Source organism: Micromonospora sp. NPDC005324 (genome assembly GCF_040607155.1).
GTDB lineage: Bacteria > Actinomycetota > Actinomycetes > Mycobacteriales > Micromonosporaceae > Micromonospora > Micromonospora trifolii.
Genome location: NZ_JBEXGE010000014.1, coordinates 98,027 through 116,071 on the forward strand (window position 1 = coordinate 98,027; position 18,045 = coordinate 116,071).

Genomic DNA, 18,045 nt, shown 5'->3' on the forward strand with positions numbered 1-18,045 from the left:
GCATGGTGACGACAACGACAACGACAACGAGCGACCGCCGCTCTGCTCCGTCCGGTACGGCAGCGGCGCTGCGCGCCAACCGGAGGCGTCGAGCCGGCCGGTCCGTCGTGGTGACCTGCGGCCTGACCGCGACGGTCACCGCCCTGTTCGTGCTCACCATGATGGTGGGCAGCTTCCGCATCGGCGCGGCCGAGGTCATCGCGTCGGTCCTGCACCTGTCCGACAATCCCAGCGTCGACTTCGTCGTCCGTGGCCTGCGGCTGCCGACCGCTGCCGCCGCCCTGACCGTCGGGCTCGCCCTCGGCGCGTCCGGCACGATCTTCCAACAGTTGCTGCGCAACCCCCTGGCGTCCCCGGACTTCGTGGGGATCACCTCGGGGGCGGGGCTGGCTGCCGTCACCGGGATCGTGCTCCTGCAGGCCGGTGGGCTCGTCGTCAGCGGTCTCGCCCTCGGTGGCGCTGTCGCCGCCGCCCTGGCGATGTACCTGCTGGCCTGGCGCGACGGTGTCAGCGGCTACCGCTTCATCCTCATCGGCATCGGGGTGGCGGTCTTCTTCGAGGGTCTGATCGGCTACGTGCTCAGCCGGGCGCAGCTCTTCGAGGCCCGCCAGGCCATGCACTGGCTGATCGGGTCGGTCGGGCAGGCCAGCACCACCGAGCTGTGGGTGCTCACCGCCGCCCTGGTCGTCCTGCTGCCGGTCGCCACGTTGCTGCAACGGCCACTGAGCGCCCTCGCGCTCGGTGACGACGCCGCCCGGATGCTGGGTGTCCGGGCCGAGCTCAGCCGGGCCGGGCTGCTCGGCACCGCCGTCGTGCTGGTGGCCCTGGCGGTGTCGGTGGCGGGCCCGATCGCCTTCGTCGCCCTGGTGGCCGGGCCGATCGCCAACCGACTCCTCGGCCCCGCGGCACAGGGTGTCCTGCCCGCCGCCCTGGTCGGTGCCGCGCTGCTGCTCACCGCCGACCTCGTCGCCGTGCACCTGCTGCCCACCCCGTTGCCCACCGGCGTGGTGACTGGTGCGGTCGGTGCGCCCTACCTGCTGTGGCTGCTGGCCACCACCAACCGACAAGGAGCGGGTGGATGACCCGACTACGCGCCGAGGGCCTCACCCTCGGCTACGACGACCGGACCATCGTCGACCACCTCGACGTCGCCGTGCTCGACGGCAAGGTCACCGCGATCGTCGGCGCCAACGCCTGCGGCAAGTCCACACTGCTCCGCGGCCTGGCCCGACTGCTGGCACCGCGCGACGGCGCCGTCTTTCTCGACGACAAGCCCCTCGCCGACCTGCGCAACGTCGACGTGGCAAAGGTGCTCGGGCTGCTCCCGCAGACTCCCGTCGCGCCCGACGGCATCACCGTCGCCGACCTCGTCGCCCGTGGTCGCTACCCCCACCAGGGGTGGTTTCGACGGTGGAGCAACGACGACCACGACGCCGTCGCCCGGGCCCTCGACGCCACCGGCACCGCGGATCTGATCGACCGTCCGATCCGGGAGTTGTCCGGTGGCCAACGCCAGCGGGTCTGGGTCGCCATGGCCCTGGCCCAGGACACCGACCTGCTGCTGCTCGACGAACCCACCACCTACCTGGACATCAACCACCAGGTCGAGCTGCTGCGGCTGCTGCGGAAGCTGAACGCGGAGTCCGGCAAGACCATCGTCATCGTCATGCATGATCTCAACCTCGCCTGCCGTTACTGCGACCATCTCATCGCGATGTCCGGCGGTGCGATCGTCGCCGAGGGAGCGCCGGTCGACGTGGTCACCGGCGACCTCGTCGAGCAGGTCTTCGGCCTCAGCTGCCTCGTCGTACCCGACCCGATCGCCGGCACGCCGATGGTCGTCCCCGCGTAGCCGGCCTCCAACGGGGATGAGGGACGGCCGTGGTGGTCGTCCCTCATCCGCGTCGCGCCGGGATCAGCGCGGCGCGTACGTCTGACAGTCCGCGATGTCCTGACCCGGACCCACCCGGATGGACGGCGCGTGGCACTCCAGCTCGGCGTTGTGCTGGCAGTCGTCCCGCTTGCAGGCGCCGACCTGGGCGATGACGCGGTCCAGCCCGCCCTTCGCCGACGTGTCGATGAACGTGGCGCAGCTGGCGTTCTGTTGCCCGATGGTGATGGCGAACGCGTGGCAGCCGTCGTGGTTGTAGCCGCAGTCGGTGACAGTGCACTCGTGTACCCGCGGCATCTCCAGCATGTCGGTCATGACGATCTCGCTTCCGTCGGTGGTGCCGGGTCACCGTCATACCCGGCCTCGACGGGACAACTCCCTGTCAGCCGCCCCTTTTGGGGGTATTTTGCGTAGGCCAGCCTTGCCTAACCGTCGGCGAGGGCAGCGATCGTCAGTGGGCGTGTCGGGCTCGGCAGCCGCCCGAGTGCCGAACGGTAAGGTTAGCCTTACCTTCGAACGCCGCCCGTTCCCGCCGGGGCAGCACGGCCGTGCCCGACGCGCCACCAGCGACTACAAGGTCCGGCTGCTGGAGAAGCAGCGGCTCAAGGCGCAGTACGACCTGCACGAGGGACAGCTCCGGCGCGCGTTCGACCGGGCCGTGCGTCGGCCCGGCAAGACCGGCGAGGAGCTGATCGTCGAGCTGGAGAGCCGGCTGGACGCGCTGGTGCTGCGAGCCGGCTTCGCCCGCACCATCTACCAGGCCCGCCAGGCCGTCACCCATCAGCACGTCACTGTGAACGGCCGTCGCCTGGACCGGCCGTCCGCGCGCAACCCGGTGACGTCATCGAGGTGGCGGAGTGCAGTCGGGGCAAGGCACCGTTCGTCGTCGCGGCGGCCGGGGCGCACGCCCCGGAACGTCTCGCCCCCTACCTTGAGGTCAGCCTGCCCGGCCTGACCGCTCGGCTGACCCGGCTCCCGCTCCGCTCGGAGGTCCCGGTGGTCTGCGACGAGCAACTCGTCGTCGAGTACTGCTCACGCTGACCGACCGCTGGAAGGGCCCCGAGTGCAGGCACCTGCGCCGGGGCCCTCCGCAGGTGGATCGTGGCCCGAAAACCGTTATTCGATCTCACTCCACACGGTCGCCCCTGACCTGCGGAGATAACGCTCTCACGGATGGTGGGAGAGCGCTTGACGCGCCCGCGATCTGAACGCAACGATGCATTGACATGTCTCGTCCCACCACCGCCAGGCGTGATCGGCGCACGCCGTCCCTCGCACCGCGAAAGGACCCCACTGTGCGCAGATCCCTGAGATCGTGGCTCGGCCTCGCGCTGAGCGCGATCCTCGTGGCCGGCGGCATCGTCGCCTCGCCACCCACAGCCAGCGCCGCACCGTTCACCGTGCTGGTCTTCAGCAAGACCGCCGGGTTCCGGCACGGATCCATCACCCCGGGCATCGCCGCGATCCAGCAGCTCGGCGCGGCAAACGGCTTCACCGTCGAGGCCACCGAGGACGCCGCGCAGTTCACCGACGCCAACCTGGACCGGTTCGCCGCGGTGATCTGGCTCTCCACCACCGGCGACGTGCTCAACGCCGCCCAGCAGGCCGCGTTCGAGCGCTACATCACCGGCGGCGGCGGGTACGTGGGCGTGCACTCCGCCTCCGACACCGAGTACGACTGGCAGTGGTACGGGGGACTGGTCGGGGCGTACTTCGCCTCGCACCCGGCCGAGCAGAACGTCACAGTGAAGGTCGCCGACCAGGTGCACCCATCGACCGCGACGCTGCCGCAGCGGTGGAGCCGGTTCGACGAGTTGTACAACTACCGCACCAACCCCCGCGGCAACGCGCACGTGCTGGCCACCCTGGACGAGACCACCTACACCGGGGGGAGCATGGGTGCCGACCACCCGATCTCCTGGTGCCAGAACTACTCCGGCGGCCGAGCCTGGTACACCGGCCTGGGGCACACCGACGCGTCGTACACGGAGGCGAACTTCCGTCAGCACCTGCTCGGCGGCATCCGGACGGCCGCCGGCGCTGTCGACGCCGACTGTGGCCCCACCGTCACCAGCAGCTTCCAGCAGGTGGAGCTGGCCAAGGGCGCGGCCGAGACCGGTGAGCCGATGAGCCTCACCGTCCTACCGGACCGGGGCGTGCTGCACACCTCCCGCAACGGCGTGATCCGGCACACCGACGCCACCGGCAACACCAAGATCGCCGCAACCCTGCCGGTCTACACCGGCGACGAGGAGGGTTTGCAGGGCATCAAGGCCGACCCGAACTTCGCCACCAACCGCTGGGTGTACGCGTACTTCGCTCCACCGCTGAGCACGCCCGGCGGCGGTGCGCCGGCCACCGGCACCCCGGCCGACTTCGCCGTCTGGGACGGCGTCAACCGGCTGGCCCGGTTCACCGTCAACGCGGACAACACCATCAACCTGGCCAGCGAGACGTTGGTCCTCAACGTGCCGACCAGCCGGGGCATGTGCTGCCACGTCGGCGGTGACATGGACTTCGACGCTGCCGGCAACCTCTACCTGTCCACCGGTGACGACACCAACCCGTTCGACTCGGCCGGCTTCACCCCGATCGACGAGCGGGCCGGGCGTAACCCGGCCTTCGACGCGCAGCGCACCTCGGCGAACAGCAACGACCTGCGCGGCAAGGTCCTCCGGATCAAGCCGAGCGCTGCCGGTGGCTACACCATCCCGGCCGGCAACATGTTCGCCCCGGGCACCGCGCGGACCCGCCCGGAGGTCTACGCGATGGGGTTCCGCAACCCGTTCCGGATGAGCGTGGACAAGGCCACCGGCATCGTCTACCTCGGTGACTACGGCCCCGACGCGGGCACCGCCGACCCGAACCGGGGGCCGGCGGGCAACGTCGAGTTCGCCCGCATCGACCGGCCCGGCTTCTACGGCTGGCCGTACTGCACCGCCCGCAACGACGCCTACAACGACTACACCTTCCCGTCCGGGCCGTCCGGGGCGAAGTTCAACTGCGCCGGTGGGCCGGTGAACAACTCGCCCAACAACACCGGCATCACCCAGCTGCCGCCGGCCATCTCGGCCTGGTTGCCGTACGGCGGCTCCGGCTCGCCGCCGGAGTTCACCGGCGGTGGCCTGTCGCCGATGGGTGGGCCGGTCTACCGGTACGACCCGAACAACACCTCACCCGTGGCGTTCCCCGAGTACTACGACGGGACCTACTTCGCCGGTGAGTTCGGTCGCCGCTGGATCAAGAACATCAAGCTCGACGCGTCCGGCCAACCACTGAAGATCAACCCGTTCCCATGGACCGGCACCCAGGTCATGGACATGGAGTTCGGCCCGGACGGCGCGCTCTACGTGCTCGACTACGGCACCGGCTGGTTCAACGGCGACGCCAACTCGGCGCTCTACCGCATCGAGTACGCCCGCGAGGGCCGGGCACCGATCGCCAAGGCGTCCGCCACCCCGACCAGTGGCACCGCGCCGCTGACGGTGGCCTTCTCCTCGGCCGGCACCCTCGACCCGGACGGCGACCCGTTCACCTACGCCTGGGACTTCGACAACAACGGCACCACCGACTCGACAGCGGCAAACCCGAGCTTCACGTACACCACCAACGGAACCCGCAGCCCGACGCTGACGGTTCGGGACACCACCGGCAAGACGGCCACCGCGAGCGTGGTCGTCACTGTCGGCAACAGCGCCCCGGTGGTCACCGTCAACACCCCGTTGAACGGGCAGACCTTCAATTTCGGGGACGCGGTGCCGTTCTCCGTCACCGTCACCGACGCCCAGGACGGCGCGATCAACTGCGCCCGCGTCAAGGTGAACTACGTCCTCGGTCACGACTCGCACGGCCACCAGCTCGGCAGCGTGCAGGGCTGCACCGGGGTCATCCAGACCTCGGCCGACGGCGAGCACGACACGGCGGCGAACATCTTCGGCATCATCGACGCCGAGTACACCGACCTGGGTGGGGGCGGCCAGCCGGCGCTGACCACGCACACCCAGGCGGTGCTGCAACCTCGGGTACGCCAGGCCGAGCACTTCGGTGACTCGTCCGGCGTCCAGATCGTCGCCGGGGCGGCCGGGCACGGCGGCGCGGCGGTCGGCTACGTCGACAACAACGACTGGATCTCGTTCCGTCCCTACAACCTGACCGGCGTCCAGTCGTTCAGCGCCCGGGTCGGCGCACCGGCCGGCGGCGGCGGCACGTTGGAGTTGCGGGTCGACTCGCCCACCGGGCAGCTGGTCGGTTCGGCCACCGTCGTACCCACCGGCGGGTACGCCAACTTCGCCACTGTCACCGGTGGGGTCACCGCCCTGACCGGCACCCGGACCCTGTTCCTGGTCTTCAAGGGCACCGGCCCGTACTTCGACATCGACGAGTTCACCCTCTCCACCAGCCCCGGCGGTCCCGGACCTGACCCGGACCCGGACCCGGATCCCGAGCCGGGTGCCAACCTGGCCCGGGGTAAGCCGGCGCGCGCGTCCAGCTTCGAGGGCGCGTTCGGCGCGGCCAACGCGTTCGACGGCGTGGCCGGTACCCGGTGGGGCAGCGCCTTCGGCGATCCCCAGTGGATCGACGTGGACCTCGGCGCGACGTACGCCATCAACCGGGTCAAGCTGACCTGGGAGGCGGCGTACGGCAGCGGGTACCAGATCCAGACCTCGCCGGACGGGGTCAACTTCACCACGATCCGTACGGTGACCGGTGGCGACGGCGGGGTGGACGACCTGACCGGGCTCAGCGGATCCGGCCGGTACATCCGGCTGCTCGGCACCACCCGGGGGACCGCCTGGGGCTACTCGCTGTTCGAGTTCGAGGTGTACGGCGGCACCGGAAGCCCGACCGGCGGCAACCTGCTGCGGAACAAGCCCACGTCGACGTCCAGCAACGAGGGGGCCGACGTGTCCGGCGCCCAGGCCGTCGACGGCAGCCTCACCACCCGCTGGTCGAGCACCTTCTCCGACCCGCAGTGGATCCGCGTCGACCTCGGCAGCGCCACCGCGATCGGCCGGGTCAAACTGAGCTGGGAGGCGGCGTACAGCAGCGCGTACCAGATTCAGACCTCGAACGACGGCACCACCTGGACCACAGTGAAGACGGTGACCGGGGCCGACGGCGGCGTGGACGAGCACACCGCCCTCGGCGCCAACGGCCGCTACCTGCGGATCTACGGCACGGCCCGGGGCACCGGATATGGCCACTCGCTCTGGGAGCTGGAGGCGTACTCCAGCTGAACCACCACCGACGACGTGGCCGGCACGGTGATCCGTGCCGGCCACGTCCGTCGCTGCGCTCTCGCCTTCCTTGCATATACTGTCTATCGGTATATGCTTCCTGGCATGGCTGAGGCTCCACTGCGGGAACCGACGTTCCTGGTGCTCACCGCGCTGGCGGAGGCGCCCATGCACGGGTACGCCGTCATCGAGGACGTGCTGCGCATCTCCGACGGCCGGGTGCGCCTGCGTGCCGGCACCCTCTACGCCGTCCTCGATCGACTCCGTGCCGACGGTCTCATCGAGGTCGAGCGCGAAGAGGTGGTGCAGTCCCGGCTGCGCCGTTACTACCGCCTCACCGCAGTGGGCGCACGGCGGCTCACCGAAGAGGCGTCCCGCCTGCGACACAACGCGGACGCCGCTCGGCTGCGGCTGCGCCGCAGCGGCCTACTGACCGACGGGGGTGCGGCGTGAGCAGCGTCGATCTGGAGCGCCGCTACCGACGGCTGCTGGCCGTCTATCCGTGGGAACACCGTCGGGTGTACGAGGACGAGATGCTGGCCGTGCTCCTCGCCGGCGCGCGGCCGGGCCAGCGGCGGCCCGGTGCCGCCGACGTGCGGAACCTGGTCGGCGCCGGGTTGCGGGCGCGGCTGCGGGTGGGCGCACGGGGGCTCACCGAGCCGAGCTGGGCGGACGCGGCAGCGGTGACCGGCCTGCTGGTCGCTGCCGTCCTACTGGCCCTCGCCAGCAGGGCCCTGCTCGACCAGCTCGTCCGTGCCCCGAGCCTGCCACCCGGGTTTTCGCCGAGCGGCCCGGATCTCGTCGACTGGCTGCGCGTCGCCGGCTGGGCGGGCGTCTGCGCGGCGGTGCTGCTCGGGTGGCGTTGGGTCGCCGCCGGTCTGGCCTGGGCCGGCGTGCTCGGCTGGGGTGCGCTCGTCGCCCCGCAGACGAATGACAACCCGACGTACGTGGTGGACACGTTGCCGCAGTTCGCCCTCGCCGTGGTGGCTGCCGCCGCGCTCACCGTGCCGGCGCCGCGTCGACGGGCGGTCGCGCTGCTGGGCGTACGCCGACTGCTGGCGCTGGTGCTCGCGCCGGCCGCGATGGTCGTGCTCCTGGTGACGAACCGGGTGACCAGTCCCACGTTCGACTTCGTCGGTGAGGTGTCCTTCCAGGTCTTCTATGGCCTTGAGGCGGGCAGTGGGCTGGTTCTCTGGCTCTACGTCGCGGGCCTGGCGGCCGCCGCGTCGGCAATGGTGATCGCGGTTGCCACGCTCACTCCGGCGGTACGCCGACGGATCGTCGTCCTGCTCCTGCCCGTGGCAGCCCTCGACCTGCTGATCGACAGCGCCCTCGCCGGTTGGGCGACCTCGACCACGCACATGGGACACGCCATCCCCCTGGTGCCAACGCAGTGGGCGATGCTGGCGCTGGTCGCGCCGGTGACCTTCCTGGCCGGGGCGTTGCTCGTGCGACGTCGAGAGGAGACCCTGCGCATGGTCGCCCTGGGCCGCAACGCAGACCGCGAGCAGCCAGTGGGTCAGTGAAGCGTGCTGCCGATGACGGAACGGAAGCAGGCCCGGGTCGACGCCTATCGGCTGCTGATGGCAGACGTGTACGAGCTGGCAGGCGAGTCTCGGCGCTCAAGTGAGGAGCTCGCCCGAGAAGAGGGACAAACTGCCGCCCGATGGCACGTGATGAGCGTGCTCTCCGACGGCTCCCGCACCGTCGCGAGCGCGGCGCGCAGACTTGGCCTCGCGCGGCAGAGCGTGCAGCGAGTGGTCGACGACCTGACCCGAGCCGGGATGGTCGAGTTGCACGACAACCCCGATCACCGCCGCGCGCCGCTCGTGACACTCACGGAAGCGGGTCTCGTCACGCTCACCGGTCTACTGGAACGCTCTGACGCTGACCGCCGGGACGCCGTGGACCGAGCCGGTCCCAGCCTCCGCGATCTTGAAAATGCTCGCACGACGCTCCGGAGGTTGGTGGACGCCCTACAGAGCAGGTGAACCCACAGCGACACTCACCGCACGTGCCCCCGGGTCGTCAGTCGTCGGCGACGGACACCGGCTCCGAGCCGATGCAGCGCACCTTCAACTCGTACTCCCGGGTCGGTCCCTGGAACGTGACCTCGACATCGTCGTCCGGGCCCCGGTCCACGTCGCGGACCCGATAACCCTGCGCGGGTGCCCAGGAGACGAGGCGTACGCCGCCGACGCCGCACTCGGCGACGGCCGTGCCGCCGTCGGTGGCGAACCCCCGGCGGGCCCCGGAGCTGGCGCTCGGTGCGGTGCCCGTGGTGCCCGGCGCGGCCGAGGCGGTGCCCGTGGTGGGCGCCGGCTCCGGCGCGGCGAGCGCCCGCTCGATCTCGGCCTCGCTGCGCACCCCGCCCGGGGTGCCGGTGAGGCTCTCGCCCACCAACCGGATCGCGCCCAGGCCGATCACTGTGGCGATGGCAGCGGTGGCCACCCACCCGGTGGCGACGAGGATCGAGCGACGGCCCATCCCCTGACTATCCCCGATCCGGCCTTGTCGTTGGCACATCCGAACGCTAAGGCGTGGTTAACGTGCGCCGCACTGCCAGCGCCAGCGGTTAGCCTGCCAGCTGTGGCCCGCCTGTTGCTCGTCGAGGACGACCTGACGATCCGTACCCCGCTGATCCGGGCCCTGCGGGAACGCGGCCACGCGGTGGCGGCGGCCTCGACCGCGATGGCCGGGCTCCGCGACGCGCTGGAGGACCGACCCGACCTGGTGGTGCTCGACCTGGGGCTGCCCGACCTGGACGGCCGCGAGCTGCTGCGGATGCTGCGGGCGGTCAGCTCGGTGCCGGTCATCGTGGCCACGGCGCGCGACGACGAAACCGAGATCGTCCGGGTGCTCGACGCGGGCGCCGACGACTACGTGGTCAAACCGTTCACCGCGGCGCAGCTCGACGCCCGAGTCCGGGCGGTGCTGCGGCGGGGCCCCTCCGGCGCCGACGGGCAGGATCCGGCGCTCGTCGTCGGCGGGCTCCGCGTCGACCCCCGGGCCCGGCAGGTGACAGTGGACGGGGTCGCGGTCGAGCTGACGCCCCGCGAGTTCGATCTGCTGCACCACCTCGCCGGCCGGCCGGGCCAGGTCGTCACCAAACGTGAGCTGCTCACGGAGGTGTGGCAGATCCCGTACGGCGGTGCCGACAAGACCGTCGACGTGCACCTGTCCTGGTTGCGTCGCAAGCTGGGGGAGAACGCCCAACAGCCCCGCTATCTGCACACAGTGCGGGGTGTCGGGGTGCGTCTCGAAGCCCCGGCGGCGCAGTCGTGAGGGCGCGTCTCGCGCTGCTGGTCGCCGCGGTCAGCGTCCTCACCCTCATCGCGTTCCTGGTGCCGTTGGCGTTGCTGGTCCGCACCGTCGCCGAGGACCGGGCCACCGTTCGGGCCACCGCCGACGCACAGAGCCTCGTGCCGGTGGTCGGCACCGCGGACGCGGCGACCATTCGGCTCACCGTCGAGCAACTCGCCGCGGAGTCCGGTCGACCGGTGAGCGTCTTCCTGCCGGACGGCACTGTGCTCGGCGCCCAGACACCGCGTACGCCCGCGGTGGCCCTTGCCGCACGCGGACAGAGCCTCACCGGCGAGTCGGCTACCGGCCGGGAGGTGGTCATCGCCGTGCAGGGTCGGTCGGACGGCACCGGAGTGATCCGGATCGCGGTGCCGCAGCACGAGTTGACCGCCGGGGTCACCCGAGCGTGGCTGGTGCTGGCGCTGCTCGGCGTGATCCTCGTGCTGATCGGGTTGCTGGTCGCCGACCGGCTGGCGCGCACCCTGGTCCGGCCGATCAGCGACCTGTCGGCCGTCTCGCACCGGCTGGCCAACGCCGAGCTGGACGCCCGGGTCACGCCGGCCGGCCCGCCCGAGCTGCGCGAGGTGGCCGGCGCGCTCAACCATCTCGCCACCCGGATCCAGGTGCTCCTGGTGCAGGAGCGCGAACAGGTCGCCGACCTGTCCCACCAGCTGCGTACGCCGCTGACGGCGTTGCGGCTGGAGGCGGAGTCGTTGCGCGACCCGGACGACGCCGCCCGGATCACCGCCGCCGCCGACGGGCTCGAACGCGCGGTGACCGGGTTGATCCGGCAGGCTCGCTGGCGGCACGCACCGGCGCAGCCGGCCTCCTCGGACGCGGCGGCGATCGTCGCCGACCGGGTCGCGTTCTGGTCGGTGCTGGCCGAGGACACCGGCCGGGTCGTCACCCTCGACCTGACGCCCGGCCCTCTTCCCGTCGGTGTGGCCGTCGACAACCTGACGGCGGCCGTGGACGCCCTGCTCGGCAACGTCTTCGCGCACACCCCCGACGGGACGCCGTTCGCCGTCCGGCTCGCCCGGGAGGCGGGCGAGGTTGTCCTCACGGTTGCCGACGAGGGGCCCGGAATGCCCGCCGGGGCGATCCGGCGTGGTGCCAGCGCGGCCGGGTCCACCGGCCTCGGCCTGGACATCGCCCGGCGTGCCGCGCAGGCCGCCGGCGGTCGACTGGAGTTGCGGGCCGGCCCGCGAGGAGGTGCGCAGGTGCTGCTCCGGCTCGGGCCTCCGACGTCGCCGCAGGACGCATAGCCGCTGCCGTGCCGGGTAGCTGCCAGTCATGGCGCGGTATACGAAACCCGAGCTCAGAGAGCAGATCAAGGAAGAGATCCAGGCTTCCGACAAGGGCGGCAAGCCCGGGCAGTGGTCGGCGCGCAAGTCACAGCTGGTCACTCAGGAGTACAAGCGGCGCGGCGGCGGATTCCTGGGCCAAAAGGACGAACGACAGAAGGCGCTCCAGCGCTGGGGCAACGAGAAGTGGCAGACGAAGGAGGGCGACACCCGGGCGCGCAAGGACGGCACGACGAGTCGTTACCTGCCCAAAAAGGCATGGGACGAGATGTCGGAGAGCCAGAAGCGCGCGACCGACACGAAGAAGCGCGAAGCGTCCCGATCCGGCAAGCAGTACGTTGCCAACACCGGGCCGGCCAAACGGGCGCGTCGGGACGCCACCACTGCCGGACAGATGACGGAGATGTCGGTCGCGGAGGCGGCCAAGCTCGTCCGTGGCCTCGACACGCGACAGCTCAAGACCGCCCTGCGTAACGAGCGTGCCAGCAAGGACCGCAAGACGCTCGTCCAGCGGCTGGAGGCGGAACTCAACCGGCGCGGCTGACCCAGCCCTCGACCGTCTTAACCCGCCCTTAGCGTCCGGACAGCGCGGTGCTATCCCGATCTGGCCGATCCTCGGAGTCGACAACCGAGGAAAGGTGGACACCACGATGAAGCGCACCAATCTGCTTCTGGCGTCGGTCGGCGGGTCGGCGGTGCTGGCGGTGGCCGGGGTCGCGCTCGGCGTCACCGCCGCGAACGACTCGCGGACCGGCGGCACGGCTCTCGCCGCGGCAACCGTCGCGCCGACGGCCACCGACGCGCCGGTGGTCACCGGATCGCCGTCGGCCGGCACGCCGTCGGGTACGCCGTCGAGCGGCACGCCGTCGGGTACGCCGTCGAGCGGCACGCCGTCGGGTACGCCGTCGAGCGGCACGCCGTCCGGTACGCCGTCGACCGGCAGCGCGCCCGCGGGCAGCGCTGTCGACGAGAAGCGCGCCGGTGAGATCGCGCTCGCCAAGGCCGGCGGCGGTCAGATCGTCGAGGTCGAAGCCGAGCAGGAGAACGGCCGGCCGGTGTGGAGCGTCGAGATCGTCGCGGGCGACACCGAGCACGAGGTGGACGTCGACCGGGACAACGGTTCGGTGATCAAGGCCGAGCAGGAGCCGGTCGACGACGACGACGCTGACGACGACGACGACGCCGCCGACGACGACGCCGCCGACGACGACGACGCCGATGACAAGGACGACGACGACAACGACTGACCGCCGTCGCCGCCCATCCCGGTGATTCCATCGGGGTGGGCGGCGGCGCGTGGTGACGCGGTGGTCGGACCGTCCTTCGCGGGCGGATCGACCACCGCGTGCGTCAGATGGCGACGCGTTGCTCCTGGACCGTCGGCTGGTCCTGGGCGAACTGGGTGCGGTACAACTCGTGGTACCGGCCGCCAGCCGCGAGCAGGTCACTGTGTCGCCCGCGTTCGACGATGCGCCCGGCTTCCACGACGAGGATCTGGTCGGCCGCCCGGATGGTGGAGAGCCGGTGCGCGATGACCACGCTCGTCCGGCCGGTCAGCGCCTCGGCAAGGGCGTCCTGGACCGCCGCCTCCGAGGTGGAGTCGAGGTGCGCGGTGGCCTCGTCGAGGATGACCACACGCGGACGGGCCAGCAGCAGTCGCGCGATGGTGAGCCGTTGCCGCTCCCCACCGGACAGGCGGTATCCGCGCTCGCCGACGACGGTGTCCAGCCCATCGGGCAGTGAGCGGATCAGGTCGTCGAGGCGGGCCCGCCGGAGCACATCCCACATCTCGTCCTCGGTCGCGTCCGGCTGGGCGAACGCCAGGTTGGCGCGGATGCTCTCGTGGAAGAGGTGCCCGTCCTGGGTCACCACCCCCAACGCCGTCCGGATCGACTCGGCCGACAGCTCACGTACGTCGACGTCGGCCAGCTTCACCGCGCCGTCCTCGACGTCGTACAGGCGAGGCACAAGCTGCGCGATCGTCGACTTGCCCGCACCGGAGGAGCCGACGAGCGCCACCATCTGCCCCGCCTCGGCGCGGAACGACACCCCGTGCAGCACCTCCTCGCCGCCGCGCGTATCGAGCTTCGCCACGTCCTCCAGGGACGCGAGCGACACCTTGTCCGCCGAGGGGTAGCCGAACCGGACCTCCTCGAACTCGACAGCGACCGGCCCTTCCGGAAGGGGCCGGGCGTCGGACCTGTCGAGGATCAGCGGCTTGAGGTCGAGGACTTCGAACACCCGCTCGAAGCTCACCAGTGCGCTCATCACCTCGACCCGAGCGCTGGCCAGCGAGGTCAACGGTGCGTAGAGACGCGACAGGAGCAGCGCGAGGGCGACCACCGTCCCGGCGTCGAGGCTGCCCCGTAGGGCGTAGAGACCACCGAGCCCGTAGACCAGGGCCAACGCCAGCGAGCCAACGACGGTGAGCGCGGTGATGAAGACCCACTGGAGCATCGCCGCGCGGATGCCGATGTCCCGGACCCGACGTGCCCGCGCCGCGAACTCGGCGGACTCCTCGGCCGGCCGCCCGTACAGCTTGACCAGCGTGGCACCGGGTGCGGAGAAGCGTTCCGTCATCCGGGTACTCATGGCCGCGTTGTGCTCGGCCGCTTCACGCTGCAACTGGGCGAGCCTCGAACCCATCTTGCGGGCCGGGAGAACGAAGATCGGCAGCAGGACGAGCGCCAGCAGCGTGATCTGCCAGGAGAAGGTGAGCATCACGGCCAACGTCAGCATCAGCGTGACGGCGTTGCCGACCACACTCGACAGGGTGTCGCTGAAGGCCCGTTGCGCACCGATAACGTCGTTGTTGAGGCGACTGACCAGCGCACCCGTTCGGGTCCGCGTGAAGAACGCCACCGGCATGCGCTGAACGTGGTCGAAGACAGCCGTCCGCAGTTGGACGATCAACCCCTCACCGATGCTGGCCGAGAGAAATCGCGTCACCAGACCCAGCCCCGCCTCGGCGAGGGCGATCACGGCGATCAGCACGGCCAACCGGATCACCACGCCGCTGTCGGCGCCGTCGACGATCGCGTCGACCACCCGACCGGCGAGAACGGGCGCCGCCACAGTGAGAACCGCCGTCACCACACTCAACAACAGGAACCTGATGATCAAAGCGCGGTGTGGCCGTGCGAACTGTGCGATCCGCTTCAAGGTGGCGCGGGACAGCGGCCGCTCATCCTGCGCGTTCATCGCGTGGTGCAGGGACATCCACGCGGTAACTTCCATGCTCATGCTTTACCTCCGATACGGCAGGCTAGGACCTCACCCGAGCTTGAGGTCAAGTCAACGCGCGGGCTGCTGCATGTCGGCGCGGGTCCGACCGAACACGCCATGCGGGTCGAGCCGTGGGGGCGGTCAGCGATCTCGATCATCGAGACTTCCCTGCCTCCCTTACCGACGGGCGAAGACGAAGCCACCTCGGACGCTCGGGGCTTGGCGATGCGACATCTCCGCCTCAACGGTGAAGCCGGAAGCATCCAACCAGGTCGCGACCCGGTTCGGCGACCGACGGTGCACGTAGACATTCATTGGATGCCCGCCGTAGCCCTCCGTCTTGAGCCTGCTGCCCTCGCCGGCGTGGAAGCCCAGCAGCAGGGCTCCGCCAGGCCGCAGCACCCGAAAGAACTCGGCGAAGACTGTGGGGACCTCGTCGTCGGGGATGTGGATCAGAGAGAACCACGCGAGTAGGCCGGTCAGGCACCCATCGGCCAGTTCGAGAGCCGTCATCGAGCCGACTTCGAACCGTAGGCCGGGGTGGTCCTGCCGGGCCACCCCGATCATCGCGGGCGACAGGTCCACACCGAACGCGTCCAGGCCGATGTCGTGCAGATGGGCGGTGATCCGCCCCGGACCGCAGCCGATATCGGCGACTGGCCCGTTCCCCTGGGCTCGCACCAGTTCGGCGAAGAGCGCCAGGATGCCCCGCTGGAACGGCTCGTCGGCGATGGCGTCCCGCAGCAGGTCGGCGTAACTGACCGCCACGGTGTCGTACGAGGTCCTGGTGTCGTCGAGCCAACCGGGAACGCGCATGCGAAGCACGATAGTCCCGGCGTGGACACAGCGATTGATCATGACCACTGAAAACTGTCGTACACCTGTCCTAGTGTCTGGTCATGGTCGGGGAGTTGGCGCAGGCAGACGAGGCGGTCGCCGCCTGCGTTGGCGACGCCGCCTGGGCCCTAGCCGAGCCTGAGTTGATCGCGGCGCTCGACGCCGCCCACCGCCTGGAGCAACGCCTCGCAGCTGTCACGCTCGCTCTGATCCGTGAGGTCGACGGCCGCGGCACGGCCCGCGCCCAGGGCGCCTCCAGCACAGCGGTCTGGCTGCGCGAACGACTTCACCTCAGCATCCCCGCCGCCCGCCGGCTCGTCGACCTCGCCGCCGCGCTGGACAGCGGCAACCCCGGAATACGACACGCGTTGGCTGAGGGTCGGATCACCCTCGATCAGGCCCGGGTCATCGCCGACACCGTCACGACCGTGCACACCTCAGCGGGGCAGGAAGCCGCCGACAAGGCCGTCGGAGTGCTCACCGATTGGGCCGGTCGATTCGACCCCACCCTGCTACGCAAACTCGGCACCCGCATCCTCGACCACGTCGCCCCCGACATCGCCGACGCCGCCGCCCACGCCGCACTGGACGCCGACGCCCGCCGAGCCAGCCGCGACCGTCACCTCACGTTGTCCATGCTGACCGACGGTCGACTCCGACTCACCGGCATCCTCGACAGCGAAACCGCCGGCCTGCTGCGCGCCGCGGTCGACCCACTCACCGCGCCCTCCGGCCCCGACGACCAACGCTCCGCCGGGCAACGCCGCCATGACGCCCTCGCCGACCTCTGCCGACTCACCCTCCGCACCGGGGAGCTACCCGAACACGGCGGCGACCTCGCGCAGATCGTCGTCACCACCAACTACGACGCCCTCGCCGGACAACTCGGCGCCGGCACCCTCGACACCGGCCTGCACCTCACCCCGGAAACAGTGCGCCGACTCGCCTGCGACGCCGCACTTCTGCCCGCCGTGCTCAACAGCACCGGTCAACCACTCGACGTCGGCCGACAACGCCGACTCGTCACCGGCCCGCTGCGTCGCGCCCTCGTCCTGCGCGATCGCGGCTGCGCCTTTCCCGGCTGCGACCGCCCACCCCGCTGGTGCGACGCCCACCACATCCAGCACTGGGCCGACGGCGGTGACACCAGCCTCACCAACGCCGTCCTGCTCTGCGGCCACCACCACCGACACCTTCACCGCCACAACTGGGCAGTGCGGTTGGCAGGCGACGGCCACCCCGAATTCATCCCGCCCGCCTGGCTCGACCCCGACCAACTCCCTCGCCGCAACCATTACCACCGACGAACATAGACATGACCCAGCCCCTCGATCACTCGCCTGGCTAGGACGGTGCCGCCACCGTGAGGACCGCCGTCACCACACTCAACAGCGGGAGGCCGCAGGCGGCCTTCGACCGGCGGTGACGGTCACAGGCCGGCGTGCGTGGTCAGGCTCTGCCGCAGGTGGAGTTTCGGTCTGGACCCGACGACCGACCCGACGACCTCGCCGCCACGGAACACCAGCAGCGTCGGCAGGGACATGACCCCGTAGCGTCGCGTGGCCTGCGGGTTGTCGTCGGAGTTGAGCTTGGCGATGACCATTCGGTCGCTGAACTCCTGTGCCAGCTCGACGAGGCTCTTCTCGATCATCTTGCACGGCGGGCACCACTCTGCCCAGAAGTCGACAACGACGGGGCGGTCGTTGGCCAGCACCAGCTCGGCGAACGTGCCGTCGGTGACGGTGATCAGGGAGCTGACGCTCGTTTCCTGGGGCATGTTTCCTCCCGGTGCGCGATGGCGTGGGTGAGCTGGGTGTGCAACTGCTGACGGACCGCTCCGAGCCGATCGAGGTAGTCGTCGACCTCGGCGAGCTTGCGTCGCAGCACCAGCACGGAAGCCGGACAGACGTCGCCGGACGAGTTGCCCGCTCGCAGACAGGCGACGAACGGACGGACGTCCTCCAGGCCGAAGCCGACGTCGAGCAGCGCCCGGATCTCCCGGACGACCCGCAGCTCCGCCTCGTCGTAGACGCGGTAGCCGTTCGCCGAGCGCTGCGGGTTCACCAACCCGTGGGCTTCGTAGTAGCGCAGCGTTCGGGTGCTCGTGCCGGCCCGTTCCGCCAGCTCGCCGATCAGCATCAGACCTCCTCGACCAGCCTGTCGCGACCAGGCTAAACCTTGTCGTCAGCGTCAAGGCAAGGCTGCTCACGTGCCACGAGCACGGCTCAGGGCGCCGCGAGGCGGCGCC

The 18,045-nt window shown here is 70.6% G+C and carries 17 protein-coding genes and 1 pseudogene; 12 read left to right on the forward strand and 6 right to left on the reverse strand.

The features are described 5' to 3' along the window. Window positions 1-2 precede the first annotated feature (2 nt). Both ABZS40_RS16905 and ABZS40_RS16910 read left to right on the forward strand, forming a co-directional pair. Window positions 3-1,082 carry an iron ABC transporter permease gene (locus ABZS40_RS16905; RefSeq protein ID WP_354944170.1) on the forward strand — a complete coding sequence of 360 codons (1,080 nt, stop codon included), beginning with the start codon at window positions 3-5 and terminating at the stop codon, window positions 1,080-1,082. Next, window positions 1,079-1,852: an ABC transporter ATP-binding protein gene (locus ABZS40_RS16910; protein WP_354944171.1), complete on the forward strand. Its 774-nt coding sequence runs from the start codon at window positions 1,079-1,081 to the stop codon at window positions 1,850-1,852. The genes ABZS40_RS16905 and ABZS40_RS16910 overlap by 4 nt, the downstream gene beginning before the upstream one ends. Before the next feature lie 63 nt (window positions 1,853-1,915). Here the strand turns inward: ABZS40_RS16910 and ABZS40_RS16915 are convergent, their stop codons facing one another. Further along, complete coding sequence (locus ABZS40_RS16915) at window positions 1,916-2,206, reverse strand: DUF1540 domain-containing protein (RefSeq protein ID WP_354944172.1); 291 nt, start codon at window positions 2,204-2,206, stop codon at window positions 1,916-1,918. Window positions 2,207-2,402: 196 nt separating this feature from the next. Here ABZS40_RS16915 and rpsD point away from each other — a divergent pair. The 5 genes and pseudogenes from rpsD to ABZS40_RS16940 form a co-directional block, all read left to right on the forward strand. After that, window positions 2,403-2,932 (forward strand): annotated as a pseudogene (rpsD, locus tag ABZS40_RS16920) (30S ribosomal protein S4); the annotation flags it as partial. A 254-nt stretch (window positions 2,933-3,186) separates the two neighbouring features. Next, window positions 3,187-7,128 carry a ThuA domain-containing protein gene (locus ABZS40_RS16925; protein ID WP_354944173.1) on the forward strand — a complete coding sequence of 1,314 codons (3,942 nt, stop codon included), beginning with the start codon at window positions 3,187-3,189 and terminating at the stop codon, window positions 7,126-7,128. Between the two features lie 105 nt (window positions 7,129-7,233). Then, window positions 7,234-7,581 carry a PadR family transcriptional regulator gene (locus ABZS40_RS16930; protein ID WP_354944174.1) on the forward strand — a complete coding sequence of 116 codons (348 nt, stop codon included), beginning with the start codon at window positions 7,234-7,236 and terminating at the stop codon, window positions 7,579-7,581. Continuing rightward, the gene (locus tag ABZS40_RS16935) at window positions 7,578-8,654 is read left to right on the forward strand and encodes a hypothetical protein (protein ID WP_354944175.1); all 1,077 of its coding nucleotides are present in this window, start codon (window positions 7,578-7,580) and stop codon (window positions 8,652-8,654) included. The genes ABZS40_RS16930 and ABZS40_RS16935 overlap by 4 nt, the downstream gene beginning before the upstream one ends. A 12-nt stretch (window positions 8,655-8,666) precedes the next feature. Continuing rightward, window positions 8,667-9,119, forward strand: a complete 453-nt coding sequence (locus ABZS40_RS16940; protein WP_354944176.1) for a MarR family transcriptional regulator — start codon at window positions 8,667-8,669, stop codon at window positions 9,117-9,119. 37 nt (window positions 9,120-9,156) lie between these two features. Here ABZS40_RS16940 and ABZS40_RS16945 read toward each other — a convergent pair whose 3' ends face one another. Continuing rightward, a complete protein-coding gene (locus ABZS40_RS16945) occupies window positions 9,157-9,615 on the reverse strand; it encodes a septum formation initiator (protein ID WP_354944177.1) in 459 nt (152 codons plus the stop codon). Between the two features lie 102 nt (window positions 9,616-9,717). Here ABZS40_RS16945 and ABZS40_RS16950 point away from each other — a divergent pair, with 102 nt between their 5' ends. The 4 genes from ABZS40_RS16950 to ABZS40_RS16965 all read left to right on the forward strand — a co-directional run bounded on the left by ABZS40_RS16950 (window position 9,718) and on the right by ABZS40_RS16965 (window position 12,982). Continuing rightward, a complete protein-coding gene (locus tag ABZS40_RS16950; RefSeq protein WP_354944178.1) occupies window positions 9,718-10,413 on the forward strand; it encodes a response regulator transcription factor in 696 nt (231 codons plus the stop codon). Beyond that, window positions 10,410-11,696: a HAMP domain-containing sensor histidine kinase gene (locus tag ABZS40_RS16955; protein ID WP_354944179.1), complete on the forward strand. Its 1,287-nt coding sequence runs from the start codon at window positions 10,410-10,412 to the stop codon at window positions 11,694-11,696. Before ABZS40_RS16950 ends, ABZS40_RS16955 begins: the two co-directional genes overlap by 4 nt. A 28-nt stretch (window positions 11,697-11,724) precedes the next feature. Continuing rightward, entirely contained in the window at window positions 11,725-12,279 is a 555-nt protein-coding gene (locus ABZS40_RS16960; protein ID WP_354944180.1) for a DUF5872 domain-containing protein, read from the forward strand. A gap of 106 nt (window positions 12,280-12,385) precedes the next feature. Then, window positions 12,386-12,982 carry a PepSY domain-containing protein gene (locus ABZS40_RS16965; RefSeq protein WP_354944181.1) on the forward strand — a complete coding sequence of 199 codons (597 nt, stop codon included), beginning with the start codon at window positions 12,386-12,388 and terminating at the stop codon, window positions 12,980-12,982. Between the two features lie 103 nt (window positions 12,983-13,085). On the opposite strand, the gene ABZS40_RS16970 is transcribed toward ABZS40_RS16965, so the two are convergent. Then, the gene (locus ABZS40_RS16970; protein ID WP_354944182.1) at window positions 13,086-14,978 is read right to left on the reverse strand and encodes an ABC transporter ATP-binding protein; all 1,893 of its coding nucleotides are present in this window, start codon (window positions 14,976-14,978) and stop codon (window positions 13,086-13,088) included. A gap of 159 nt (window positions 14,979-15,137) precedes the next feature. After that, complete coding sequence (locus ABZS40_RS16975; RefSeq protein ID WP_354944183.1) at window positions 15,138-15,776, reverse strand: class I SAM-dependent methyltransferase; 639 nt, start codon at window positions 15,774-15,776, stop codon at window positions 15,138-15,140. Window positions 15,777-15,859: 83 nt separating this feature from the next. Between ABZS40_RS16975 and ABZS40_RS16980 the strand changes: the two genes are divergently transcribed. After that, window positions 15,860-17,110 (forward strand): DUF222 domain-containing protein, encoded by a 1,251-nt coding sequence (locus tag ABZS40_RS16980; RefSeq protein ID WP_354944184.1) that lies wholly within the window; start codon window positions 15,860-15,862, stop codon window positions 17,108-17,110. Between the two features lie 116 nt (window positions 17,111-17,226). Here the strand turns inward: ABZS40_RS16980 and trxA are convergent, their stop codons facing one another. Beyond that, entirely contained in the window at window positions 17,227-17,574 is a 348-nt protein-coding gene (gene trxA, locus ABZS40_RS16985; RefSeq protein ID WP_354944185.1) for a thioredoxin, read from the reverse strand. Further along, window positions 17,544-17,936 carry a MerR family transcriptional regulator gene (locus ABZS40_RS16990; protein WP_354944186.1) on the reverse strand — a complete coding sequence of 131 codons (393 nt, stop codon included), beginning with the start codon at window positions 17,934-17,936 and terminating at the stop codon, window positions 17,544-17,546. The genes trxA and ABZS40_RS16990 overlap by 31 nt, the downstream gene beginning before the upstream one ends. Window positions 17,937-18,045: the final 109 nt, after the last annotated feature.

What these genes read in the sequence shown, in the direction of transcription:
- ABZS40_RS16990 (WP_354944186.1), bottom strand. Translation starts at nt 17,936, where the DNA reads ATGCTGATCGGCGAGCTGGCGGAACGGGCCGGCACGAGCACCCGAACG.
- ABZS40_RS16945 (WP_354944177.1), bottom strand. Translation starts at nt 9,615, where the DNA reads ATGGGCCGTCGCTCGATCCTCGTCGCCACCGGGTGGGTGGCCACCGCT.
- ABZS40_RS16980 (WP_354944184.1), top strand. Translation starts at nt 15,860, where the DNA reads ATGGTCGGGGAGTTGGCGCAGGCAGACGAGGCGGTCGCCGCCTGCGTT.
- ABZS40_RS16930 (WP_354944174.1), top strand. Translation starts at nt 7,234, where the DNA reads ATGGCTGAGGCTCCACTGCGGGAACCGACGTTCCTGGTGCTCACCGCG.
- ABZS40_RS16910 (WP_354944171.1), top strand. Translation starts at nt 1,079, where the DNA reads ATGACCCGACTACGCGCCGAGGGCCTCACCCTCGGCTACGACGACCGG.
- ABZS40_RS16975 (WP_354944183.1), bottom strand. Translation starts at nt 15,776, where the DNA reads ATGCGCGTTCCCGGTTGGCTCGACGACACCAGGACCTCGTACGACACC.
- ABZS40_RS16965 (WP_354944181.1), top strand. Translation starts at nt 12,386, where the DNA reads ATGAAGCGCACCAATCTGCTTCTGGCGTCGGTCGGCGGGTCGGCGGTG.
- trxA (WP_354944185.1), bottom strand. Translation starts at nt 17,574, where the DNA reads ATGCCCCAGGAAACGAGCGTCAGCTCCCTGATCACCGTCACCGACGGC.
- ABZS40_RS16970 (WP_354944182.1), bottom strand. Translation starts at nt 14,978, where the DNA reads ATGAGCATGGAAGTTACCGCGTGGATGTCCCTGCACCACGCGATGAAC.
- ABZS40_RS16960 (WP_354944180.1), top strand. Translation starts at nt 11,725, where the DNA reads ATGGCGCGGTATACGAAACCCGAGCTCAGAGAGCAGATCAAGGAAGAG.
- ABZS40_RS16940 (WP_354944176.1), top strand. Translation starts at nt 8,667, where the DNA reads ATGACGGAACGGAAGCAGGCCCGGGTCGACGCCTATCGGCTGCTGATG.
- ABZS40_RS16915 (WP_354944172.1), bottom strand. Translation starts at nt 2,206, where the DNA reads ATGACCGACATGCTGGAGATGCCGCGGGTACACGAGTGCACTGTCACC.
- ABZS40_RS16905 (WP_354944170.1), top strand. Translation starts at nt 3, where the DNA reads ATGGTGACGACAACGACAACGACAACGAGCGACCGCCGCTCTGCTCCG.